Origin of the sequence: Streptomyces sp. P9-A2, assembly GCF_036634175.1 — a bacterium.
Classification (GTDB): Bacteria; Actinomycetota; Actinomycetes; order Streptomycetales; family Streptomycetaceae; genus Streptomyces; species Streptomyces pratens.
The window spans coordinates 4,851,671-4,871,287 of the sequence record NZ_JAZIFX010000001.1 but is presented as its reverse complement, the minus strand read 5'-3'; the positions used below and the strand labels follow the sequence as shown (position 1 = coordinate 4,871,287).

General features: G+C 67.3%; 32 protein-coding genes and 2 pseudogenes. All 34 read right to left on the bottom strand.

The annotated features are described in order from the left end of the window. Positions 1-175: 175 nt before the first annotated feature. Complete coding sequence (gene truA / locus V4Y04_RS22320) at positions 176-1,039, bottom strand: tRNA pseudouridine(38-40) synthase TruA (protein ID WP_332430083.1); 864 nt, start codon at positions 1,037-1,039, stop codon at positions 176-178. A 73-nt stretch (positions 1,040-1,112) separates the two neighbouring features. Continuing rightward, the gene (gene rplQ, locus V4Y04_RS22315) at positions 1,113-1,646 is read right to left on the bottom strand and encodes a 50S ribosomal protein L17 (RefSeq protein ID WP_332430081.1); all 534 of its coding nucleotides are present in this window, start codon (positions 1,644-1,646) and stop codon (positions 1,113-1,115) included. 114 nt (positions 1,647-1,760) lie between these two features. Further along, entirely contained in the window at positions 1,761-2,783 is a 1,023-nt protein-coding gene (locus V4Y04_RS22310; protein ID WP_042165128.1) for a DNA-directed RNA polymerase subunit alpha, read from the bottom strand. 259 nt (positions 2,784-3,042) lie between these two features. Next, positions 3,043-3,447 (bottom strand): 30S ribosomal protein S11, encoded by a 405-nt coding sequence (gene rpsK, locus V4Y04_RS22305; protein ID WP_003956432.1) that lies wholly within the window; start codon positions 3,445-3,447, stop codon positions 3,043-3,045. Between the two features lie 65 nt (positions 3,448-3,512). Beyond that, positions 3,513-3,893 carry a 30S ribosomal protein S13 gene (rpsM, locus tag V4Y04_RS22300; RefSeq protein WP_065004465.1) on the bottom strand — a complete coding sequence of 127 codons (381 nt, stop codon included), beginning with the start codon at positions 3,891-3,893 and terminating at the stop codon, positions 3,513-3,515. A 207-nt stretch (positions 3,894-4,100) separates the two neighbouring features. Then, the gene (rpmJ, locus tag V4Y04_RS22295) at positions 4,101-4,214 is read right to left on the bottom strand and encodes a 50S ribosomal protein L36 (protein WP_003974245.1); all 114 of its coding nucleotides are present in this window, start codon (positions 4,212-4,214) and stop codon (positions 4,101-4,103) included. A 66-nt stretch (positions 4,215-4,280) separates the two neighbouring features. Continuing rightward, positions 4,281-4,502 carry a translation initiation factor IF-1 gene (gene infA / locus V4Y04_RS22290; protein ID WP_003948620.1) on the bottom strand — a complete coding sequence of 74 codons (222 nt, stop codon included), beginning with the start codon at positions 4,500-4,502 and terminating at the stop codon, positions 4,281-4,283. A 405-nt stretch (positions 4,503-4,907) separates the two neighbouring features. Beyond that, positions 4,908-5,057: pseudogene (locus V4Y04_RS22285) on the bottom strand (type I methionyl aminopeptidase); the annotation flags it as partial. Positions 5,058-5,104: 47 nt separating this feature from the next. After that, positions 5,105-5,941, bottom strand: coding sequence for a type I methionyl aminopeptidase (map, locus tag V4Y04_RS22280; RefSeq protein WP_332430077.1), 837 nt, complete (start codon positions 5,939-5,941; stop codon positions 5,105-5,107). 135 nt (positions 5,942-6,076) lie between these two features. Further along, on the bottom strand, positions 6,077-6,730 hold the full coding sequence (locus V4Y04_RS22275; RefSeq protein WP_332430075.1) for an adenylate kinase: 654 nt from the start codon (positions 6,728-6,730) through the stop codon (positions 6,077-6,079). Next, a complete protein-coding gene (gene secY, locus V4Y04_RS22270) occupies positions 6,730-8,043 on the bottom strand; it encodes a preprotein translocase subunit SecY (protein ID WP_332430073.1) in 1,314 nt (437 codons plus the stop codon). The genes V4Y04_RS22275 and secY overlap by 1 nt, the downstream gene beginning before the upstream one ends. A 232-nt stretch (positions 8,044-8,275) precedes the next feature. Beyond that, positions 8,276-8,731: a 50S ribosomal protein L15 gene (gene rplO, locus V4Y04_RS22265; RefSeq protein WP_332430071.1), complete on the bottom strand. Its 456-nt coding sequence runs from the start codon at positions 8,729-8,731 to the stop codon at positions 8,276-8,278. 2 nt (positions 8,732-8,733) lie between these two features. Continuing rightward, positions 8,734-8,916 carry a 50S ribosomal protein L30 gene (gene rpmD, locus V4Y04_RS22260; protein ID WP_042165115.1) on the bottom strand — a complete coding sequence of 61 codons (183 nt, stop codon included), beginning with the start codon at positions 8,914-8,916 and terminating at the stop codon, positions 8,734-8,736. Positions 8,917-8,918: 2 nt separating this feature from the next. Next, positions 8,919-9,524, bottom strand: a complete 606-nt coding sequence (gene rpsE, locus V4Y04_RS22255; RefSeq protein WP_332430067.1) for a 30S ribosomal protein S5 — start codon at positions 9,522-9,524, stop codon at positions 8,919-8,921. A gap of 41 nt (positions 9,525-9,565) precedes the next feature. Then, a complete protein-coding gene (rplR, locus tag V4Y04_RS22250; protein WP_332430065.1) occupies positions 9,566-9,949 on the bottom strand; it encodes a 50S ribosomal protein L18 in 384 nt (127 codons plus the stop codon). A 3-nt stretch (positions 9,950-9,952) separates the two neighbouring features. After that, entirely contained in the window at positions 9,953-10,492 is a 540-nt protein-coding gene (gene rplF / locus V4Y04_RS22245; protein WP_332430063.1) for a 50S ribosomal protein L6, read from the bottom strand. 24 nt (positions 10,493-10,516) lie between these two features. After that, entirely contained in the window at positions 10,517-10,915 is a 399-nt protein-coding gene (rpsH, locus tag V4Y04_RS22240) for a 30S ribosomal protein S8 (RefSeq protein WP_332430061.1), read from the bottom strand. 237 nt (positions 10,916-11,152) lie between these two features. Then, positions 11,153-11,338 carry a type Z 30S ribosomal protein S14 gene (locus V4Y04_RS22235; RefSeq protein WP_003948630.1) on the bottom strand — a complete coding sequence of 62 codons (186 nt, stop codon included), beginning with the start codon at positions 11,336-11,338 and terminating at the stop codon, positions 11,153-11,155. 5 nt (positions 11,339-11,343) lie between these two features. Then, positions 11,344-11,901, bottom strand: coding sequence for a 50S ribosomal protein L5 (gene rplE, locus V4Y04_RS22230; protein WP_042165103.1), 558 nt, complete (start codon positions 11,899-11,901; stop codon positions 11,344-11,346). After that, entirely contained in the window at positions 11,901-12,224 is a 324-nt protein-coding gene (rplX, locus tag V4Y04_RS22225; RefSeq protein ID WP_332430057.1) for a 50S ribosomal protein L24, read from the bottom strand. Before rplX ends, rplE begins: the two co-directional genes overlap by 1 nt. Before the next feature lie 2 nt (positions 12,225-12,226). Further along, positions 12,227-12,595, bottom strand: coding sequence for a 50S ribosomal protein L14 (gene rplN, locus V4Y04_RS22220; protein ID WP_003992364.1), 369 nt, complete (start codon positions 12,593-12,595; stop codon positions 12,227-12,229). A gap of 136 nt (positions 12,596-12,731) precedes the next feature. Beyond that, positions 12,732-13,019: a 30S ribosomal protein S17 gene (gene rpsQ, locus V4Y04_RS22215; protein ID WP_332430055.1), complete on the bottom strand. Its 288-nt coding sequence runs from the start codon at positions 13,017-13,019 to the stop codon at positions 12,732-12,734. Further along, positions 13,019-13,243, bottom strand: coding sequence for a 50S ribosomal protein L29 (rpmC, locus tag V4Y04_RS22210; protein WP_332430053.1), 225 nt, complete (start codon positions 13,241-13,243; stop codon positions 13,019-13,021). The genes rpsQ and rpmC overlap by 1 nt, the downstream gene beginning before the upstream one ends. Beyond that, the gene (rplP, locus tag V4Y04_RS22205; RefSeq protein ID WP_004927269.1) at positions 13,243-13,662 is read right to left on the bottom strand and encodes a 50S ribosomal protein L16; all 420 of its coding nucleotides are present in this window, start codon (positions 13,660-13,662) and stop codon (positions 13,243-13,245) included. Before rplP ends, rpmC begins: the two co-directional genes overlap by 1 nt. A gap of 5 nt (positions 13,663-13,667) precedes the next feature. Then, a complete protein-coding gene (rpsC, locus tag V4Y04_RS22200; RefSeq protein WP_332430051.1) occupies positions 13,668-14,510 on the bottom strand; it encodes a 30S ribosomal protein S3 in 843 nt (280 codons plus the stop codon). Beyond that, positions 14,510-14,857, bottom strand: coding sequence for a 50S ribosomal protein L22 (rplV, locus tag V4Y04_RS22195; RefSeq protein WP_030619142.1), 348 nt, complete (start codon positions 14,855-14,857; stop codon positions 14,510-14,512). The genes rpsC and rplV overlap by 1 nt, the downstream gene beginning before the upstream one ends. A 42-nt stretch (positions 14,858-14,899) precedes the next feature. Then, a complete protein-coding gene (gene rpsS, locus V4Y04_RS22190; RefSeq protein WP_332430049.1) occupies positions 14,900-15,181 on the bottom strand; it encodes a 30S ribosomal protein S19 in 282 nt (93 codons plus the stop codon). 12 nt (positions 15,182-15,193) lie between these two features. Beyond that, complete coding sequence (gene rplB / locus V4Y04_RS22185) at positions 15,194-16,030, bottom strand: 50S ribosomal protein L2 (protein ID WP_332430047.1); 837 nt, start codon at positions 16,028-16,030, stop codon at positions 15,194-15,196. A gap of 40 nt (positions 16,031-16,070) precedes the next feature. Beyond that, on the bottom strand, positions 16,071-16,490 hold the full coding sequence (gene rplW / locus V4Y04_RS22180) for a 50S ribosomal protein L23 (protein ID WP_332430045.1): 420 nt from the start codon (positions 16,488-16,490) through the stop codon (positions 16,071-16,073). Then, a complete protein-coding gene (rplD, locus tag V4Y04_RS22175) occupies positions 16,490-17,149 on the bottom strand; it encodes a 50S ribosomal protein L4 (protein WP_332430043.1) in 660 nt (219 codons plus the stop codon). Before rplD ends, rplW begins: the two co-directional genes overlap by 1 nt. Positions 17,150-17,157: 8 nt before the next feature. Next, positions 17,158-17,802: a 50S ribosomal protein L3 gene (rplC, locus tag V4Y04_RS22170; protein WP_326754270.1), complete on the bottom strand. Its 645-nt coding sequence runs from the start codon at positions 17,800-17,802 to the stop codon at positions 17,158-17,160. 18 nt (positions 17,803-17,820) lie between these two features. Further along, positions 17,821-18,129, bottom strand: a complete 309-nt coding sequence (gene rpsJ, locus V4Y04_RS22165) for a 30S ribosomal protein S10 (RefSeq protein ID WP_014054162.1) — start codon at positions 18,127-18,129, stop codon at positions 17,821-17,823. A 744-nt stretch (positions 18,130-18,873) separates the two neighbouring features. Continuing rightward, positions 18,874-19,077 (bottom strand): annotated as a pseudogene (locus V4Y04_RS22160) (hypothetical protein); the annotation flags it as partial. After that, positions 19,074-19,406, bottom strand: coding sequence for a cupin domain-containing protein (locus tag V4Y04_RS22155; protein ID WP_332430039.1), 333 nt, complete (start codon positions 19,404-19,406; stop codon positions 19,074-19,076). The gene V4Y04_RS22155 and the pseudogene V4Y04_RS22160, both read right to left, overlap by 4 nt. Positions 19,407-19,617: the final 211 nt, after the last annotated feature.

Genomic DNA, 19,617 nt, shown 5'->3' with positions numbered 1-19,617 from the left:
GCGCTTCGTTCCCTCAGTTCCTCACAGCCGCTTCACGCTGCTCCAGGGGGTCATACAGGGGTCATACAGGGGTCATACAGGGGGTCGTGGACGGCCCCCGCGCGGACGGCTCACGCAGTGGGCGGAGCGGGAAGCCGGGTAAGAAGTCGGGCGGAGAGCCGGGCCGGGCCCGGGGTCAGCAGCACCGGGCCGGCGCAGCCGGCAGCGACCGCTTGTTGCGGGCCTCCTTGGAACGGGCGGCCAGGAGGTCGTCGGACGGATAACCGACCTCCTCCAGGGTCAGCCCGTGCGGACGCACCACATGCACCGCCGAGTCCCGTACGCCCGCCGCCAGCACCTTGCCCGGCCAGTCGGGCGCGCGGTGGCCGTCGCCGACGAACAGCAGCGCCCCGATCAGCGAGCGCACCATGTTGTGGCAGAAGGCGTCGGCCCGGACCGTCGCCGTGATCACCCCGTCCGCGCCCCGCACCAGGCTCAGCTCCTGGAGCGTACGGATGGTCGTCGCGCCCTCCCGCCGCTTGCAGTACGCCGCGAAGTCGTGCTCCCCCAGCAGCCGGCCCGCCGCCTCGTTCATGGCGTCGACGTCGAGCGGCCAGTCGTGCCACAGCACATGGCCGCGCAGCAGCGGGTCCGCCCCGCCGGGGTGGTCGGTGACGCGGTACGCGTAGCGCCGCCAGACCGCGGAGAAGCGGGCGTTGAACCCCGCCGGTGCCTCGGCGAGGGACCAGATCCGCACATCGCGGGCCAGCCGCCCCGCGAGCCGCTTGAGCAGCTTCTCCCGGTGCTGCTCCCACACTTCGGCGGGGAGGTCGACATGGGCCACCTGCCCGCGGGCGTGCACCCCGGCGTCGGTCCGTCCGGCCACGGTCAGTTCGTACGTCGTCCCCCCGGACCGCGTGACGGTCCGCAGGGCGTCCTCGATCTCCCCCTGCACGGTCCGCCTGCCCCCGGCCTGCTTGGCCCAGCCGGAGAAATCGGTCCCGTCGTAGGAGAGATCCAGGCGGATACGGACGTGTCCGGGCTGCGCTTCGTCACTCACGTACAGATCCTCTCAGGCAGACGAAAGCGGGCCCGCCCCGGGAAGGGCGGACCCGCTTCGGCGAGACAGTGCCTCAGGCGTCCTTGGACTCCTCGGCCGGGGCCTCGGCGGCCTCGTCCTTGGCGTCGTCCTCGGGCTTGGCGTCCTCGGGCTTCGCGTCCTCGACGGCCGCGTCCTTCGTGAGGGCGTCTTCCTTGACCGCGCGCTTGGTCGCGGCCTCGGCCTCGCCGGTGGCCTCCTGGGCGACCGTCAGGGCCTCGACCAGCTCGATGACGGCCATGGGCGCGTTGTCGCCACGACGGTTACCGATCTTGGTGATACGGGTGTAGCCACCCGGCCGGTTCTCGTACCGCGGGCCGATCTCGGTGAAGAGCGTGTGCACGATGCTCTTGTCCGTGATGACCTGGAGCACCTGACGGCGGTTGTGAAGGTCGCCCTTCTTCGCCTTGGTGACCAGACGCTCGGCGTACGGACGCAGCTTGCGCGCCTTCGACTCGGTGGTGGTGATCCGGCCGTGCTCGAAGAGCGCCTTCGCGAGGTTCGCGAGGAGCATCTTCTGGTGCGCGGCGCTGCCGCCCATACGGGTACCCTTGGCGGGCTTCGGCATGGTGTCTCTCCTAGGTGTCTGCCCCGGCCGTATCAGGTACTGGGGTCAGTATCCGAGCAGGCGGTCGCCTGTCGGAGATCCGGGACGCCCCCGGAGGGAAGCCCCGGAAAGGGCTCAGTACTGCTCGGTCTCGACGAACCCGGCGTCCGCGTCGTCGTCCGCGCCGAAGGCGTCCGCGGCCGCGGTGGGGTCGAATCCGGGCGGGCTGTCTTTCAGAGCCAGGCTCATGCCGGCCAGCTTCGCCTTGACCTCGTCGATCGACTTCGCACCGAAGTTGCGAATGTCGAGGAGGTCGGCCTCGGAGCGGGCGACGAGCTCACCCACGGAGTGGATGCCCTCACGCTTGAGGCAGTTGTACGAGCGGACCGTGAGCTCCAGCTCCTCGATCGGCAGCGCCAGATCGGCGGCGAGAGCGGCGTCCGTCGGGGACGGGCCCATGTCGATGCCCTCGGCGTCGATGTTGAGCTCGCGGGCCAGACCGAACAGCTCGACCAGGGTCTTACCGGCCGACGCCATGGCGTCACGCGGACGCATGGCCTGCTTGGTCTCGACGTCGACGATCAGCTTGTCGAAGTCGGTGCGCTGCTCGACACGGGTCGCCTCGACCTTGTACGTGACCTTCAGCACGGGGCTGTAGATGGAGTCGACCGGGATACGGCCGATCTCCTGGCCCACCTGCTTGTTCTGCACGGCGGAGACGTAGCCGCGACCGCGCTCGACGGTCAGCTCCATCTCCAGCTTGCCCTTGCCGTTGAGCGTGGCGAGGACGAGGTCGGGGTTGTGCACCTCGACACCGGCCGGGGGCGCGATGTCGGCGGCGGTGACCTGACCCGGGCCCTGCTTGCGCAGGTACATCACCACGGGCTCGTCGTGCTCGGAGGAGACGACCAGCTGCTTGATGTTGAGGATCAGGTCGGTGACGTCCTCCTTGACGCCCGGCACGGTGGTGAACTCGTGCAGGACGCCGTCGATGCGGATGCTGGTGACAGCAGCGCCGGGGATCGACGACAGGAGGGTACGGCGGAGGGAGTTGCCGAGGGTGTAGCCGAAGCCCGGCTCCAGCGGCTCGATCACGAACCGGGACCGGAACTCGTCGACGACCTCTTCGGTCAACGAGGGACGCTGAGCGATCAGCATGTGTGGATCCTTCTCTCGTGGACGCCCGCTATTTGACGTCCGACGGACACCGCACCCGGTGAGAAGTGCGGGCACTGCAAGGGTACGGGCGGTACGGTCCGTATACGGAGCGTACCGCCCGAAAAATCACTGCCTGCGTAGCGCTTTCGAGCCAACGGCTCGCACGCGGCGACGCTTCGGCGGGCGGCAGCCGTGCTGCGACACCGCGGGGGACGACCCCCGCACCCCCAGCAGGAGGCCGACCGCCGACACCGTCGACTCAGACGCGGCGACGCTTCGGCGGGCGGCAGCCGTTGTGCGGGGTCGGGGTGACGTCCTGGATGGAGCCGACCTCGAGACCGGTCGCCTGGAGCGAACGGATGGCGGTCTCACGACCGGAACCCGGGCCCTTGACGAACACGTCGACCTTGCGCATGCCGTGCTCCTGGGCGCGGCGGGCAGCCGACTCGGCGGCCATCTGCGCGGCGAACGGCGTGGACTTCCGGGAGCCCTTGAAGCCGACGTGGCCGGCGGAGGCCCAGGAGATCACGTTGCCGGACGGGTCCGTGATGGAGACGATCGTGTTGTTGAACGTGCTCTTGATGTGCGCGTGGCCGTGAGCGACGTTCTTCTTTTCCTTGCGGCGCACCTTCTTGGCAGCGCCCTGACGTCCCTTGGGGGGCATCTACTAACTCCTACGGGAGGTGGTCGGTCCTTCAGCGAAGACCGTGGACGGGTGTCCGCTGCGGACTACTTCTTGCCCGGCTTCTTCTTGCCGGCGATGGCGCGACGCGGGCCCTTGCGGGTACGCGCGTTGGTGCTGGTGCGCTGACCGCGGACGGGCAGACCGCGGCGGTGCCGCAGACCCTGGTAGGTGCCGATCTCGACCTTGCGGCGGATGTCGGCCTGGACCTCGCGGCGGAGGTCACCCTCGGTCTTGATGTTGTTGTCCACGAACTCACGGATCGCGACGAGCTGCTCCTCGGAGAGGTCGCGAACGCGGGTGTTCGGGTCGACGCCGACAGCGGCCAACGTCTGCTGCGAGAGAGTTCGGCCGATGCCGAACACGTAGGTGAGGGCGATCTCCACGCGCTTTTCGCGCGGGATGTCAACACCGGAAACGCGTGCCATTCAATGGCTCCAGTTTGTTGTCGGAGGTCTTCCGCAGAACCGTCCCCCAGCCGCCGTCCTCGCCTGCTGTGACGATTTGGTACGGACTGGGTCCCCAGCCTCCGAGCCGGGGGTGTCGAGCCGGAGGGCTCGGGCTCTGCGTATGAACATGTGTTGCTCGCGTCGCGCGAAGTTCTGCGGAAAGTCGCAGAGGGTGGATCGTGCGGTTCAGCCCTGGCGCTGCTTGTGGCGCGGGTTGTCGCAGATGACCATGACCCGGCCGTGACGGCGGATCACCCTGCACTTGTCGCAGATCTTCTTGACGCTCGGCTTGACCTTCATGGGATTGAAGTTCTCCGGGCTCAGTGCCCCCCGCATCACAAGGAGAGGGGAGCAAGATCTACTTGCTCACTTGTACCGGTAGACGATCCGGCCACGGGTCAGGTCGTACGGAGAGAGCTCCACCACGACCCGGTCGTCAGGGAGGATGCGGATGTAGTGCATACGCATCTTGCCGCTGATGTGTGCCAGAACCTGGTGGCCGTTCTGGAGCTCGACCTTGAACATGGCGTTCGGAAGAGACTCGACGACAGTGCCCTCGATCTCGATGGCACCTTGCTTCTTGGCCACGCTTCGCCCTTCGAATCGACTACCTTGATCGGCTCTGCCGCGCACCGTGTGTGCATGACGTGCATGCAGACATGCGGGTGCACAAGAGCCGACGAGTCAGTCTACGTCAGGGGTCCCCGGAAAGACGAATCGGGAAAGTCTGCCCCACCCACGAGATCTTTAACCCGTCGGCTTCCGCGAGGACCGGGCCCATCCCGCCGGATCCGGTGCGGCGGATCCGGTGCGGCGGATCCGGCGCGGCGGATCCGGTGCGGCGCGGACGTGTTCCCGTGCCCGGCGAGCCTCGGCCCACCTCCGTCACCGCCTCCGCGACGGAGTGCTCCCCGTGCGAGGACCAGGTCCCGTCCGTCGTCATGACGTCCGGCCGGCGGTCGCGCGGGAACCGTCCTCAGGCGGGGGCCGTCCTCAGGCGAGCGGATCCGGCGCCGCCGTGATCCCGTACTCGGCCAGCTTCGCCTTCCCGCCGTCCGGGGCCGTCAGCACCAGCGGGCCCGCCTCCGTCACCGCGACGGAGTGCTCCCAGTGCGAGGACCAGGTCCCGTCCGTCGTCATGACGTCCGGCCGGCGGTCGCGCGGGGACCGTCCTCAGGCGGGAGCCGTCCTCAGGCGAGCGGATCCGGCGCCGCCGTGATCCCGTACTCGGCCAGCTTCGCCTTCCCGCCGTCCGGGGCCGTCAGCACCAGCGGGCCCGCCTCCGTCACCGCGACGGAGTGCTCCCAGTGCGAGGACCAGGTCCCGTCCGTCGTGATGACGGTCCAGTCGTCCTCCAGCACCTGCGTCTTCGCCGTGCCCAGGGAGACCATCGGCTCGATGGCCAGGCAGAAGCCCGGGACCAGCTTGGGCCCCTTGCCCCGGCGGCGTTCGACGTAGTTCAGCAGATGCGGGTCCATGTGCATCTCGGTGCCGATGCCGTGGCCGCCGTAGTCCTCGATGATCCCGTAGCGCCCGCCGCCGGGCTTCGGCTGCCGGCGGATGTAGGTCTCGATGGCGCGGGAGACGTCGACCAGCCGGTTGCCCTGCTTCATGGCCGCGATGCCGGCCCACATCGATTCCTCGGTCACCCGGGACAGCTCGACCAGCTCCGGCGCGTGCCCGGACCCGACGAAGGCCGTGTAGGCCGCGTCACCGTGCCAGCCGTCGATGACGGCACCGCAGTCGATGGAGATGACGTCCCCGTCCTTGAGGACGACCTCGTCGGAGGGGATGCCGTGGACGACGACCTCGTTGACGGAGGTGCAGATCGTCGCGGGGAAACCGCCGTAGCCGAGGAAGTTCGGCTTCGCGTTGTGCTCCGCGAGTACCTTGCGGGCGACCTGGTCCAGATCCTTCGTCGTGGCCCCGGGCACGGCCGCCTCGCGGGTGGCCGCGTGGATGGCAGCGACCACCAGTCCCGCCTCACGCATCGTGGCGATCTGCTCGGGGGTCTTGATCTGCACCATGAGGACGACGGCCTTTCTGGACCGGGGAGAGTACGGACACCGTCAACGATACGGGGGACGGTGTCCGTGCCCGCTCCCCCCGCACACACGTCGGCCGCGGCTCCCCGCAGGGGAACCGCGGCCGGACGGGCACAGCTACTGGTCCTGCTTGAGCGCCTCCAGCGCGCGCCCGGTGACTTCGTCCACCGGGCCCGTCGCCCCGATCGTCACCACGAGGCCCTGGGCCTTGTAGTAGTCGATGATCGGCTCGGTCTGCGTGTGGTAGACCTCCAGCCGGGTGCGCACCGTCTCCTCGGAGTCGTCGTCACGCTGGTACAGCTCGCCGCCGCAGAGGTCACAGACGCCCTCTTTGGCCGGCTTGCTGTACGTCACGTGGAAGACGTGGCTGGAGTCCTTGCGGCAGACCCGCCGTCCGGCGATCCGCTTGACCACCTCGGCCTCGGGGGCCTCCAGGTCGAGCACCGCGTCCAGCGTGATGCCCTCGGTCTCCAGCAGCTCGTCCAGGGCCTCGGCCTGGGAGACGTTCCTCGGGAAGCCGTCCAGCAGGAAGCCGCCCTCGGCGTCCGGCTGCTCCATCCGGTCCTTCGCCATGGCGATGGTGACCTCGTCCGGTACCAGGTTGCCCGCGTCCATATAGGACTTCGCGAGCTTGCCCAGCTCGGTCTGCCGACTGATGTTGGCGCGGAACAGGTCGCCGGTGGAGATGTGGGGGATGCTCAGCTTCTCGGCTAGGCGGGTGGCCTGCGTGCCTTTTCCGGCACCGGGCGGCCCGACGAGGACGATTCGCATCAGCGGAGGAACCCTTCGTAATTGCGCTGCTGGAGCTGGCTCTCGATCTGCCTCACCGTCTCGAGACCGACACCCACGATGATGAGGATGCTGGTCCCGCCGAACGGGAAGTTCTGGTTTGCCCCGAAACCGGCCAACGCCATCGTCGGCACGAGAGAGATCAGGCCCAAGTACAGCGAACCCGGCCAGGTGATCCGGTTGAGTACGTAGCTCAGGTACTCAGCGGTCGGTCGGCCAGCCCGGATGCCCGGGATGAAACCACCATACTTCTTCATGTTGTCGGCGACTTCTTCGGGGTTGAAGGTAATCGCCACATAGAAGAATGCGAAGAATACGATCAAGAAGAAGTACAGAATGATGTGCGCCGTTGCTCCGGTGTCGGCCAGGTTCTTCGTGACCCACGTCGCCCAGCCCGCGGTGGAGCTGGAGAACTGGACGATCAGCGCCGGGATGTAGAGCAGCGACGAGGCGAAGATGACGGGGATGACGCCCGCCTGGTTCACCTTGAGGGGGATGTAGGTGGACGTACCGCCGTAGGAACGGCGGCCGATCATGCGCTTCGCGTACTGCACGGGAATCCGGCGCTGCGCCTGCTCGACGAAGACGACCAGGCCGACCATGACCAGACCGACGAGCATGACCGTGCCGAACTCGATCCAACCGTCCGCCAGGGTGCCCTGCTCCTTGATGGCCCACAGGGCGGAGGGGAAGGTGGCGGCGATCGAGATGAACATCAGCATCGACATTCCGTTGCCGATGCCGCGGTCGGTGATCAGCTCGCCGAGCCACATCACAGCGGCCGTACCGGCGGTCATCGTGATGACCATGGTGATGGTCACGAACATCGACTGGTCGGGGACGATCTGGCTCGCCACCGGGCAGCCCTGGAAGAGGGCGCCGCTGCGGGCGGTGGCCACCAGGCCGGTGCCCTGCAGGATGGCGAGCGCAATCGTCAGGTATCGGGTGTACTGCGTGATCTTCGCGGTACCGGCCTGGCCCTCCTTCTTCAGGGCCTCCAGCCGCGGGATCACCACGGTCAGCAGCTGGAGAATGATGCTCGCCGTGATGTACGGCATGATGCCCAGCGCGAAGACCGTGATCTGCAGCAGCGCGCCGCCGCTGAACATGTTGACCAGCCCGAACAGGCCCTGGTTCGCCTGGGCCGCGTCGATACAGGTCTGCACGTTCCGGTAATCGACACCGGGAACCGGCACGTTCGTACCGATCCGGTACACCACGATGATGCCGAGCGTGAACAGCAGTTTCTTGCGCAGGTCGGGCGTCTTGAACGCCCGGGCGAACGCGGTGAGCACGGTGCCTCCTGCGACCCCCGCGCAACCGCGTCAAGGGTGATGGTCTTGAGGTTCGACGAATAAGTAACGGTCAACCTTCGCCCGAAGTGCCCGTGTGGGGCGCCCGGGGAAAGTGGGCAGTGCAGGCCACCTTACCGGCGGACCACCGCCCTAGGAACGACCAACCGGGGATACCCCATATGTGGGGTATCCCCGGTCGGGATCGCTCAAGTCATCGGCACGCCTGACTGATTCAGACGAGCTCGGTGACGGTACCGCCGGCGGCGGTGATCTTCTCCTTGGCGGAGCTGGAGACGGCGTCGACCGTCACCTGCAGTGCCACGGAGATCTCGCCCTGGCCGAGGACCTTGACGAGGCTGTTCTTGCGAACGGCCCCCTTGGCCACCAGACCCTCGACGGTGACCTCGCCACCCTCGGGGTAGAGCGCGGCCAGCTTGTCGAGGTTCACGACCTGGAACTCGGTCTTGAACGGGTTCTTGAAGCCCTTCAGCTTCGGGAGACGCATGTGAAGGGGCATCTGGCCACCCTCGAAGCGCTCCGGAACCTGGTAACGGGCCTTGGTGCCCTTCGTACCACGACCGGCCGTCTTACCCTTCGACGCCTCACCACGACCCACACGGGTCTTGGCGGTCTTGGCGCCCGGGGCGGGACGGAGGTTGTGGATCTTGAGCGGGTTCTGCTCCGCCATGATCAGTCGACCTCCTCGACCGTCACGAGGTGGCGGACGGTGTGCACCATTCCGCGGAACTCGGGACGATCCTCCTTGACGACCACGTCGTTGAGCCTCTTCAGGCCCAGCGAACGCAGGGTGTCACGGTGGTTCTGCTTGCTGCCGATGTAGGACTTGACCTGCGTGATCCTGAGCTGCGCCATGATTACGCACCCGCCCCGGCACGTGCACGCAGGAGAGCCGCGGGAGCGACGTCCTCGAGCGGCAGACCGCGGCGGGCCGCGACCTCCTCGGGACGCTGCAGGCCCTTGAGGGCCGCCACCGTCGCGTGCACGATGTTGATCGCGTTGTCGGAGCCGAGCGACTTCGACAGGATGTCGTGGATACCGGCGCACTCGAGCACGGCACGCACCGGACCACCGGCGATCACGCCGGTACCCGGGGACGCGGGCTTGAGCAGCACGACGCCGGCGGCCTTCTCACCCTGGATCGGGTGCGGGATGGTGCCCTGGATGCGGGGGACCTTGAAGAAGTGCTTCTTGGCCTCCTCAACGCCCTTGGCGATGGCGGCCGGCACCTCCTTGGCCTTGCCGTATCCGACACCCACGGTGCCGTCACCGTCGCCCACCACGACCAGCGCGGTGAAGCTGAAGCGACGACCACCCTTCACAACCTTGGCGACACGGTTGATCGCGACGACGCGCTCAACGTATGCGGTCTTCTCGGCGGCAGATGCGCCACCGTCACGGCCCTTCCGGTCCCGCCGCTCGCCGCCACCGGCACCGCCACCGCGGCGCTGGGGTCCAGCCATTGGAATTACCTCTCTCTGTTTCCGCTAGCTACGGAACCGACTCAGAACTTGAGTCCGGCTTCGCGGGCGGCGTCCGCCAGGGCGGCGATGCGCCCCGCGTACCGGTTGCCACCGCGGTCGAATACGACATCCTCGACACCGGCGGCCTTGGCGCGCTCCGCGACCAGGGCACCGACCTGCTTGGCCCGCGAGGACTTGTCGGCCTCGCCACCGCGGATCGATGCGTCCAGCGTGGACGCCGAAGCCAGCGTGTGGCCCTTCAGGTCGTCGATCACCTGTGCCACGATGTGACGGTTGGAGCGGGTCACGACCAGGCGGGGACGCTCGGCGGTACCAGAGACGTTCTTGCGGATCCGGATGTGACGACGCTTGATAGCAGCACGCTTGTAGGCGTCGCCCTTGAGGATCTTCTGCCCGTATGCCATGGCTTACTTACCCGCCTTTCCGACCTTGCGCCGGATGACTTCGCCCTCGTACTTGATGCCCTTGGCCTTGTACGGGTCGGGCTTGCGCAGCTTGCGGATGTTCGCCGCAACCTCGCCGACCTTCTGCTTGTCGATGCCCTCGACCGAGAAACGGGTCGCGGACTCCACCTTGAAGGTGATGCCCTCGGGGGCCTCGATCAGAATCGAATGGCTGTAACCGAGAGAGAACTCCAGGTTCGAACCCTTGGCGAGCACGCGGTAACCGACACCGCTGATCTCGAGCTTCTTCACGTAACCCTGGGTCACGCCGGTGATCATGTTCGCCACCAGCGTGCGGGACAGGCCGTGGAGGGCCTTGTTCTGACGCTCGTCGTTGGGGCGGGTGACGCTCAGCACGCCGTCCTCACCCTTGGCGATCTCGATCGGCGCCACGACGGTGTGAGCCAGCGAGCCCTTCGGGCCCTTGACCTCGACCGTGCGGCCGTCGATGGTGACGTCCACGCCGGCGGGAACCGCGATGGGGAGCTTGCCGATGCGCGACATAGCTGTTTCCTCCGTTCCCTTCTGCTACCAGACGTAGGCGAGGACTTCCCCACCCACGCCCTTCTTGCCGGCCTGCTTGTCGGTGAGGAGCCCGTACGACGTGGAGATGATCGCCACGCCGAGGCCGCCCAGCACCTTCGGCAGGGAGGTGGACTTCGCGTACACCCGGAGACCGGGCTTGGAGATCCGCTTGATGCCCGCGATGGAGCGCTCACGGTTCGGGCCGAACTTCAGCTCGAGGACGAGGTTCTTGCCGACCTCGGCGTCCTCGGTCTTCCAGCCCGTGATGAAGCCCTCCTGCTGGAGGATCTCCGCGATGTGCGACTTGATCTTGGATGCCGGCATCGTCACAGAGTCGTGGTACGCCGAGTTCGCGTTCCGCAGACGAGTCAGCATGTCCGCGATCGGATCAGTCATGGTCATGAATTGGCCTTCGGCCTCTCTCGCCGTGGTTTCCTGGTGCGCCATCCCTCTCCCCGATCCGAGACGGGACGGGTGCGGCGCGGTGGACCTACGGCGTAGTAAGCAAACATTAGCGGGCGCGGCCCGCGTGCGTGCGGGCACGGCAGGTGCCCAACCCCGCAAGCCTAAGCCATGCGGAGCGGGCCTCCTGCCGTTCCCCTTGCTTACCGAGAGCCCTGGGAGTCCGGAACTACCGGATTACCAGGAACTCTTGGTCACGCCCGGCAGCTCGCCGCGGTGAGCCATCTCACGAAGGCACACGCGGCACAGGCCGAACTTGCGGTACACGGAGTGCGGACGACCGCAGCGCTGGCAGCGGGTGTAGCCGCGCACTCCGAACTTGGGCTTGCGAGCAGCCTTCGCGATGAGAGCCTTCTTCGCCATCTCGCTCACGCCTCCTTGAACGGGAAGCCGAGGTGACGGAGAAGGGCACGGCCCTCTTCGTCGTTGGTCGCCGTGGTGACCACGGTGATGTCCATACCCCGGACGCGGTCGATCTTGTCCTGGTCGATCTCGTGGAACATGACCTGCTCCGTGAGACCGAAGGTGTAGTTGCCACGGCCGTCGAACTGCTTGGGGGACAGACCGCGGAAGTCGCGGATGCGCGGGAGCGCGAGCGACAGGGTGCGGTCCAGGAACTCCCACATGCGGTCGCCACGGAGAGTGACGTGGGCACCGATCGGCTGACCCTCGCGCAGCTTGAACTGCGCGATGGACTTGCGGGCCTTGGTGACGGCCGGCTTCTGACCGGTGATCGTGGTGAGGTCGCGCACGGCGCCGTCCATCAACTTCGAGTCGCGGGCGGCGTCGCCCACACCCATGTTGACCACGATCTTGACGAGGCCGGGAACCTGCATGACGTTCTCGTAGGAGAACTGCTCACGCAGCTTGCCCGCGATCTCCTCGCGGTACTTCGTCTTCAGACGCGGAGTGGTGGTGGTCGTCATCAGATGTCCTCGCCCGTCCGCTTGGCAACGCGGATCTTGTTGCCCTCGCCGTCGAAGCGGTAACCGACACGCGTGACGACCTTGTTGCCGTCCTTCTCCACGACCAGCTGGACGTTGGAGACGTGGACCGGGGCCTCGGTGGTCACGATCCCGCCGGCCTGCGAGCCGCCGGCGGTCGGGGCGGCCTTGGTGTGCTTCTTGACCCGGTTGACGCCCTCGACCAGGACACGGTCCTCGCGCGGGTAAGCGGCAATGACCTTGCCCTGCTTGCCCCTGTCCTTGCCGGTGACGACCTGGACCAGGTCACCCTTCTTGATCTTCATGCTCACAGCACCTCCGGCGCGAGGGAGATGATCTTCATGAACTTCTTCTCGCGCAGCTCTCGGCCGACCGGGCCGAAGATACGGGTGCCACGAGGGTCGCCGTCGTTCTTCAGAATGACGGCGGCGTTCTCGTCGAAACGGATGTACGAGCCGTCCGGACGGCGGCGCTCCTTGACGGTGCGAACGATGACCGCCTTGATGACGTCACCCTTCTTCACGTTGCCGCCGGGGATCGCGTCCTTGACGGTGGCGACGATCACGTCACCGATGCCCGCGTAGCGGCGACCGGAGCCACCGAGTACACGGATGCAAAGGATTTCCTTCGCTCCCGTGTTGTCGGCGACGCGCAGTCGCGACTCCTGCTGGATCACGTCTGTCTCCTGTTTGTCTGCCGGTTCCCCGGGGGCCGCTCATCCACGTGGGCGAACGGTCCCCGGAGCCTGGCGGAACTGCCCTGCGAGGGGTGCCTCGCAGGCGTACTTGTCGGAATTCCCTTGCGGGAACTACCTACTTGGCCTTCTCGAGGACCTCGACGATGCGCCAGCGCTTCGTCGCGGACATCGGCCGGGTCTCCATCAGGAGGACACGGTCGCCGACGCCGGCCGAGTTCTGCTCGTCGTGGGCCTGGAGCTTGCTCGTGCTGCGGATGACCTTCCCGTACAGCGCGTGCTTCTTGCGGTCCTCGACGGCGACGACGACGGTCTTGTCCATCTTGTCGCCGACGACGATGCCCTCGCGGGTCTTGCGAAAGCCCCGGGCCTCGGTGTTCGTCTCGGTCACATTGTTCTCGCTCATCAGACGTTCTCCACCGTTTCGATGCCCAGCTCGCGCTCGCGCATCAGGGTGTAGATCCGCGCGATGTCCTTGCGGACGGCCTTCAGCCGACCGTGGTTCTCGAGCTGTCCGGTCGCCGCCTGGAAGCGGAGGTTGAACAGCTCTTCCTTGGCTTCGCGAAGCTTCGCCAGAAGCTCCTCGTCACCCAGTTCGCGCAGCTCGGACGCCTTGGTACCGGCCGACATCACGCTTCACCTGCCTCGCGCTTGACGATCCGGCACTTCATCGGCAGCTTGTGGGCCGCACGAGTCAGCGCCTCACGGGCGATCTTCTCGTTGGGGTAGGACAGCTCGAACATGACCCGACCGGGGTGCACGTTCGCGATCCACCACTCCGGAGAACCCTTACCGGAACCCATGCGGGTCTCGGCAGGCTTCTTCGTCAGCGGACGGTCCGGGTAGATGTTGATCCAGACCTTGCCGCCACGCTTGATGTGGCGGGTCATCGCGATACGGGCCGCCTCGATCTGGCGGTTGGTCACGTACGCCGGCGTGAGGGCCTGAATGCCGTACTCGCCGAATGCGACCGTAGTACCGCCCTTGGCCTGACCACGGCGCTTCGGGTGGTGCTGCTTGCGGTGCTTGACCCTACGGGGGATCAGCATGTCGGTCAGGCCTCCGTTCCACCGGTAGAGGAGGGCGCCGCCTCAGCCGGAGCGGCAGCCGGAGCCTCGGCCTTGGGGGCCTCGGCAGCGGCGGCCTGCGGCTTGCGACCGCGGCCGCCACGCTCGCCACCGCGGCCACCACGGGCCGGGCGGTCGGCGCCGCCGCCACGGGCCGGGCGGTTGCCGGCGCGGGCAGCGGCGTTCTCGGCGCGGACCTCGGCGATGTTCTTGACGTCGCCCTTGTAGATCCAGACCTTCACACCGATGCGGCCGAAGGTCGTCTTGGCCTCGAAGAAGCCGTAGTCCACGTTCGCGCGGAGCGTGTGCAGGGGCACACGGCCCTCGCGGTAGAACTCCGAGCGGGACATCTCGGCGCCGCCGAGGCGGCCACCGCACTGGATCTTGATGCCCTTGGCGCCGGCCTTCATCGACGACTGCATGCTCTTACGCATGGCGCGGCGGAAGGAGACGCGGGAGGAGAGCTGCTCGGCGACGGCCTGGGCAACCAGCTGAGCGTCGGTCTCGGGGTTCTTGACCTCGAGGATGTTCAGCTGGACCTGCTTGCCCGTGAGCTTCTCGAGGTCGCCGCGGATGCGGTCGGCCTCGGCGCCACGGCGGCCGATGACGATGCCCGGACGCGCGGTGTGGATGTCCACCCGCACACGGTCACGGGTGCGCTCGATCTCCACCTTCGAGATGCCGGCGCGCTCCATGCCGGACGTCATCATCCGACGGATGGCGACGTCTTCCTTGACGTAGTCCTTGTACAGCTTGTCGGCGTACCAGCGCGACTTGAAGTCGGTGGTGATGCCGAGCCGGAACCCATGCGGGTTAACCTTCTGGCCCATTACCGGGTTCCTTCCTTGCTGCTGACGACCACGGTGATGTGGCTGGTCCGCTTGCGGATCCGGTAGGCGCGGCCCTGGGCACGCGGCCGGAACCGCTTAAGGGTCGGGCCCTCGTCGACGTACGCCTCGGAGATGACGAGGCTGTCGGCGTCGGTGTGGTCGTAGTTGTGCGCGGCGTTGGCAATGGCGCTGTCCAGCACCTTGCCGACCGGCACGCTCGCGGCCTGCGGGGCGAAACGCAGGACCGCCTGAGCCTCCGTGGCATCCATGCCACGGATAAGGTCCACCACTCGGCGGGCCTTCATGGGCGTAACGCGGATGTACCGCGCCTGGGCCCTGGCTTCCATGGTTGTCCTTCCAGTGTCTGTCATGGTCATTCCACCCCGCGCTTAGCGGCGCTTCGACTTCCGGTCGTCCTTGACGTGACCCCGGAAGGTGCGCGTCGGCGAGAACTCGCCGAGCTTGTGGCCGACCATCGCTTCGGTGACAAACACCGGAATGTGGATCTTGCCATTGTGCACCGCGATCGTGTGGCCGAGCATGGCCGGGACGATCATCGAGCGACGGGACCAGGTCTTGATGACGTTCTTGGTGCCAGCTTCGTTCTGGACGTCCACCTTCTTGATCAGGTGGTCGTCGACGAAGGGCCCCTTCTTGAGACTACGCGGCATCTAAACCCGCTCCTAGCGCTTCTTGTTCGTCTTGCGGCGGCGGACGATGTACTTGTTCGACGCCTTCTTGGGCGAACGAGTACGGCCTTCCTTCTGACCCCACGGGGACACCGGGTGGCGACCACCGGAGGTACGGCCTTCACCACCACCGTGCGGGTGGTCCACCGGGTTCATGACCACACCACGCACGCTCGGGCGGACGCCCAGCCAGCGCTTGCGCCCGGCCTTGCCCCAGTTGATGTTGCTCTGCTCGGCGTTGCCGACCTCACCGACGGTGGCGCGGCAGCGCTGGTCGACCAGGCGGATCTCTCCGGACGGCATGCGGAGGTGGGCCATCGAGCCCTCCTTCGCGAGCAGCTGCACGGAGGCACCGGCGGAGCGGGCGAGCTTGGCGCCGCCACCGGGACGGAGCTCGATCGCGTGGATCGTGGTACCGACCGGGATGTTGCGGAGCGCCAGGTTGCTGCCCGGCTTGATGTCGGCCCCGGGACCGTTCTCGACGCGGTCACCCTGCTGTAGGTTGCGCGGGGCGAGGATGTAGCGCTTCTCGCCGTCGGCGTAGTGCAGCAGCGCGATGCGCGCGGTGCGGTTGGGGTCGTACTCGATGTGCGCGACCTTCGCCGGCACGCCGTCCTTGTCGTGACGACGGAAGTCGATCACGCGGTAGGCGCGCTTGTGTCCGCCACCCTGGTGGCGAACGGTCACACGACCTGAGTTGTTACGGCCGCCCTTGCTGTGCAGGGGACGGACCAGCGACTTCTCCGGCGTGGACCGCGTGACCTCGACGAAGTCGGCGACGCTGGAGCCACGACGGCCCGGCGTAGTCGGCTTGTACTTGCGGATTCCCATTTCTCAGTCCTCGTCCGATTCCGGACGATCCGGACCTCCGTCAGGAGGTCGGACCGCCGAAGATGTCGATACGGTCGCCCTCGGCAAGGGTCACGATCGCGCGCTTGGTGCCCGCGCGCTGGCCGAAGCCGGTGCGGGTGCGCTTGCGCTTGCCCTGGCGGTTGATCGTGTTGACCCCGGTGACCTTGACCGAGAAGACCGCCTGCACGGCCTCCTTGATCTCCGTCTTGTTGGAGCCCGGAGCGACGATGAACGTGTACTTGTTCTCGTCGATGAGCGCGTAGCTCTTCTCCGACACAACCGGCTTGATCAGGACGTCACGGGGGTCCGTGTACGCCTTGCTCGCCGGGGTGACGACGGTGTTCTTACCCTCGGTGGCGTGGCGGTGCGCCTTGGCGACACGCGCGGCCTTGACCTTCTTCGCCGCCTTGGAGGCGATGGAGGGGTGACGGACTGCCATCAGACCTCGCTCCCTTCGTTGTCGTTGGCCTTGTTCGGGCCGGCGACGAAGGACTCGAAAGCGGCCTTGGTGAAGACCACGTCGTCCGAGACGAGAACGTCGTACGTGTTCAGCTGGCCCGGCTCCAGGATGTGGACCTGGGGCAGGTTGCGGGCGGACAGCCACGCGGCCTCGTCGGCGCGGTCGACGACCAGGAGCAGGTTCTTGCGCTCCGAGATCTTGCCGAACAGCGTCCGGGCGGCCTTCGTGGAGGGGTTCTCGCCCTCGATCACGCCGGTGACGACGTGAATGCGGTCGTGGCGGGCCCGGTCGGTGAGGGCGTGGCGCAGGGCCGCGGCCTTCATCTTCTTCGGGGTCCGCTGCGAGTAGTCGCGCGGCTGCGGGCCGTGGACGACGCCACCGCCTGCGAACTGCGGCGCACGGGTCGAGCCCTGACGGGCGCGGCCGGTGCCCTTCTGGCGGTACGGCTTCCTGCCGCCACCACGGACTTCACCGCGACGCTTGGTCTTGTGCGTGCCCTGGCGGGCAGCGGCGTTCTGCGCGACGACGACCTGGTGGATCAGCGGGATGCTGATCTTCTCCACGCCGAAGATCTCCGCGGGGAGCTCGACGCTTCCGGTCTTCTCGCCGGCAGGCGAAAGGATGTCAACAGTGCTCATCGGTTACCTCAGGCCCCCTTGGCCGCGGTGCGGACCAGGACGAGGCCGCCGTTCGGACCGGGAACCGCGCCCTTGATGAGCAGCAGACCCTTCTCCGCGTCAACGGCGTGGACGGTCAGGTTCTGGGTGGTGACCCGCTCGTTGCCCATGCGGCCCGCCATGCGCTGGCCCTTGAACACACGACCCGGGGTGGCGCATCCGCCGATGGAACCGGGCATGCGGTGCACACGCTTGGCACCGTGCGAGGAGTTGTTGCCCTTGAAGTTGTGGCGCTTCATGACGCCACTGAAGCCCTTGCCCTTGCTCTTCGCGGTCACGTCGACCTTCACGCCGGCCTCGAACACCTCAGCGGTGACTTCCTGGCCCAGCGTGTACTCGGAGGCGTCCGCGGTGCGGATCTCGACGAGGTGGCGACGGGGGGTGACGTCGGCCTTGGCAAAGTGGCCCTTGAGGGGCTTGTTCACCTTGCGCGGGTCGATCTCACCGAACGCGATCTGGACGGACTCGTAGCCGTCGGCGTCGTTCGTACGGACCTGGGTGACGACATTGGGCCCGGCCTTGAGCACGGTGACGGGAACAACGCGGTTGTTCTCGTCCCACACCTGCGTCATGCCGAGCTTCTCGCCCAGGATGCCCTTGATCTGCTTGGTCATCTCTCAGATCACCGGCCCTCAGAGCTTGATCTCGATGTCGACACCGGCCGGGAGGTCGAGTCGCATCAGGGAGTCAACGGTCTTGGGCGTCGGGTCGAGGATGTCGATCAGGCGCTTGTGCGTGCGCATCTCGAAGTGCTCGCGCGCGTCCTTGTACTTGTGCGGCGACTTGATGACGCAGTACACGTTCTTCTCAGTGGGCAGCGGCACCGGGCCCGCGACCGACGCACCAGTACGCGTCACCGTCTCGACGATCTTCTTCGCCGAGGAGTCGATGACTTCGTGGTCGTAGGCCTTGAGCCGGATGCGGATCTTCTGTCCCGCCATGGCTGCTTCGTAGTCCTGTCTCTAGTAACGCTCCGGAACCCGATGGTTTGCCTGCTCTGTCACTCACCCTCCCTCCTCCGACCCACGCGGTCGGGCGTGTCGCGCTCCCGTCGACATGAATGTCCCTTGTCGGAACTTCCCTGCGTGGGAGTGCGGACCCTTCCGGAACCGCGGGCGGGGGCGAGAGGCCCACCGGGTGCCTGGTCTGCACCCCGCTGACACTTCCCGGAAGATTCCCGTACGTCCGCCCCTACATCTCTCGATGTAACGCATGGGACGACGAGTACTGTGGGACTCGCTTCCGGTCCCCCCGGCGGGGGGCGCACAGCATCGGCGCTCGACCGAGCAACCCCGCTAGTCTGCCACAGCGGGCGGCGGCCTGGCCAATCGGGCCGGAGAGAATACCCCGGGAGCGGCGAGGGTCAAACGCGGCCGGCCTCGCGTTCCCGACCGGGGCCGGTCACGGCCCCGCCTGCCGCACCGGGAAGGCCGCGTGCAGCACTGGGTTCAGGTTCCCCTGCCCGGTCCAGCCCGTTGAGCGGGGCAGTGCCGGCGAAGCGGGCGATGGCGGCCTGCGGGTCCACTGAATCCCACCTGAACCCTTCGGAGCGATTCTTCCGCTGTGCCACCGTGGATCACTTCCCTGGTTGACGAAACATCCCCTCACCGGCCATGCCCTTCACCGGGCGCGGTGCTTCGGACACGTCGTAGGCGAAGTCATGCAGAACCTTGGCGAGCCTGCACGCCCGACTTCCAGGCATCTGCGGCGGCCTTCCGCAGGAACGTGGTGCACGTGTCCCGGTGCGGTTCCAACTCCGGGTGCCGGCGCGGGCGTTCGGTCACCATCCGGTGGCTCGAGTCGTCCCGCGACTCCGGCCGGACGTCGAACTCCCACCACGACTCCGGCACCTTGATCCGGAAACCGCCGCGTTCGACCGGTTCGCTCAGTTCGGCTTGGCGACGGTGAGGAGTACGGCCGCGTCCTCCAGGGCCTCCAGGGCGTGCCGGGCCGGCGGGATGACGATCAGGTCGCCGTCCCTGCCCTCCCACGTGGTGTCGCCGCTGGTGAGGCGGACCCGGCCGCGCAGCACCAGCAGGGTCGCCTCGCCGGGGTTCTCGTGCTCGGCGAGGGAGGTGCCGGAGGTCAGGGCGAGGAGGGTCTGGCGCAGTGTGTGCTCGTGGCCGCCGTAGACCGTGCTCGCGCTGCGACCGGTGGAGGCGGTGGCGGCGCGTTCCAGATGTTCGCGGGCGAGGGCGTCGAGGGAGAGCTTCTGCATGGGTCCGAGTCTCCATGACCGGGGCGGGCGAGCACCAGGGCCATGTGGGGTAGCCCCCGCCGAGCGGGGATGGGCCGAGCACAAGCGGACCCCGGCAAGGCCGAGCCGGGCGGGGCAGGCGGGCCGGGCCAGGCAGCGCGGGGCAAGCGGGCCGAGCCCAGCCGAGCGGGGGAAGGGGCTTCGCCCTCCCCCCGCCGGTGACGGTCCGGCA

What these genes read in the sequence shown, in the direction of transcription:
- rpsC (WP_332430051.1), bottom strand. Translation starts at nt 14,510, where the DNA reads ATGGGCCAGAAGGTTAACCCGCATGGGTTCCGGCTCGGCATCACCACC.
- rpsE (WP_332430067.1), bottom strand. Translation starts at nt 9,524, where the DNA reads ATGGCTGGACCCCAGCGCCGCGGTGGCGGTGCCGGTGGCGGCGAGCGG.
- V4Y04_RS22155 (WP_332430039.1), bottom strand. Translation starts at nt 19,406, where the DNA reads ATGCAGAAGCTCTCCCTCGACGCCCTCGCCCGCGAACATCTGGAACGC.
- rpmC (WP_332430053.1), bottom strand. Translation starts at nt 13,243, where the DNA reads ATGTCGGCCGGTACCAAGGCGTCCGAGCTGCGCGAACTGGGTGACGAG.
- rplO (WP_332430071.1), bottom strand. Translation starts at nt 8,731, where the DNA reads ATGGCGGAGCAGAACCCGCTCAAGATCCACAACCTCCGTCCCGCCCCG.
- rpsH (WP_332430061.1), bottom strand. Translation starts at nt 10,915, where the DNA reads ATGACCATGACTGATCCGATCGCGGACATGCTGACTCGTCTGCGGAAC.
- rplQ (WP_332430081.1), bottom strand. Translation starts at nt 1,646, where the DNA reads ATGCCGAAGCCCGCCAAGGGTACCCGTATGGGCGGCAGCGCCGCGCAC.
- rplF (WP_332430063.1), bottom strand. Translation starts at nt 10,492, where the DNA reads ATGTCGCGCATCGGCAAGCTCCCCATCGCGGTTCCCGCCGGCGTGGAC.
- rplE (WP_042165103.1), bottom strand. Translation starts at nt 11,901, where the DNA reads ATGACGACCACCACCACTCCGCGTCTGAAGACGAAGTACCGCGAGGAG.
- V4Y04_RS22275 (WP_332430075.1), bottom strand. Translation starts at nt 6,730, where the DNA reads ATGCGAATCGTCCTCGTCGGGCCGCCCGGTGCCGGAAAAGGCACGCAG.
- rplB (WP_332430047.1), bottom strand. Translation starts at nt 16,030, where the DNA reads ATGGGAATCCGCAAGTACAAGCCGACTACGCCGGGCCGTCGTGGCTCC.
- rpmD (WP_042165115.1), bottom strand. Translation starts at nt 8,916, where the DNA reads ATGGCGCAGCTCAGGATCACGCAGGTCAAGTCCTACATCGGCAGCAAG.
- rplP (WP_004927269.1), bottom strand. Translation starts at nt 13,662, where the DNA reads ATGCTGATCCCCCGTAGGGTCAAGCACCGCAAGCAGCACCACCCGAAG.
- rplC (WP_326754270.1), bottom strand. Translation starts at nt 17,802, where the DNA reads ATGACCAAGCAGATCAAGGGCATCCTGGGCGAGAAGCTCGGCATGACG.
- rpsJ (WP_014054162.1), bottom strand. Translation starts at nt 18,129, where the DNA reads ATGGCGGGACAGAAGATCCGCATCCGGCTCAAGGCCTACGACCACGAA.
- V4Y04_RS22310 (WP_042165128.1), bottom strand. Translation starts at nt 2,783, where the DNA reads ATGCTGATCGCTCAGCGTCCCTCGTTGACCGAAGAGGTCGTCGACGAG.
- V4Y04_RS22235 (WP_003948630.1), bottom strand. Translation starts at nt 11,338, where the DNA reads ATGGCGAAGAAGGCTCTCATCGCGAAGGCTGCTCGCAAGCCCAAGTTC.
- rpsK (WP_003956432.1), bottom strand. Translation starts at nt 3,447, where the DNA reads ATGCCCCCCAAGGGACGTCAGGGCGCTGCCAAGAAGGTGCGCCGCAAG.
- rpsM (WP_065004465.1), bottom strand. Translation starts at nt 3,893, where the DNA reads ATGGCACGCGTTTCCGGTGTTGACATCCCGCGCGAAAAGCGCGTGGAG.
- map (WP_332430077.1), bottom strand. Translation starts at nt 5,941, where the DNA reads ATGGTGCAGATCAAGACCCCCGAGCAGATCGCCACGATGCGTGAGGCG.
- rpmJ (WP_003974245.1), bottom strand. Translation starts at nt 4,214, where the DNA reads ATGAAGGTCAAGCCGAGCGTCAAGAAGATCTGCGACAAGTGCAGGGTG.
- rplR (WP_332430065.1), bottom strand. Translation starts at nt 9,949, where the DNA reads ATGGCATACGGGCAGAAGATCCTCAAGGGCGACGCCTACAAGCGTGCT.
- rplW (WP_332430045.1), bottom strand. Translation starts at nt 16,490, where the DNA reads ATGGCAGTCCGTCACCCCTCCATCGCCTCCAAGGCGGCGAAGAAGGTC.
- rpsQ (WP_332430055.1), bottom strand. Translation starts at nt 13,019, where the DNA reads ATGAGCGAGAACAATGTGACCGAGACGAACACCGAGGCCCGGGGCTTT.
- rplX (WP_332430057.1), bottom strand. Translation starts at nt 12,224, where the DNA reads ATGAAGATCAAGAAGGGTGACCTGGTCCAGGTCGTCACCGGCAAGGAC.
- rplD (WP_332430043.1), bottom strand. Translation starts at nt 17,149, where the DNA reads ATGAGCACTGTTGACATCCTTTCGCCTGCCGGCGAGAAGACCGGAAGC.
- rpsS (WP_332430049.1), bottom strand. Translation starts at nt 15,181, where the DNA reads ATGCCGCGTAGTCTCAAGAAGGGGCCCTTCGTCGACGACCACCTGATC.
- rplV (WP_030619142.1), bottom strand. Translation starts at nt 14,857, where the DNA reads ATGGAAGCCAGGGCCCAGGCGCGGTACATCCGCGTTACGCCCATGAAG.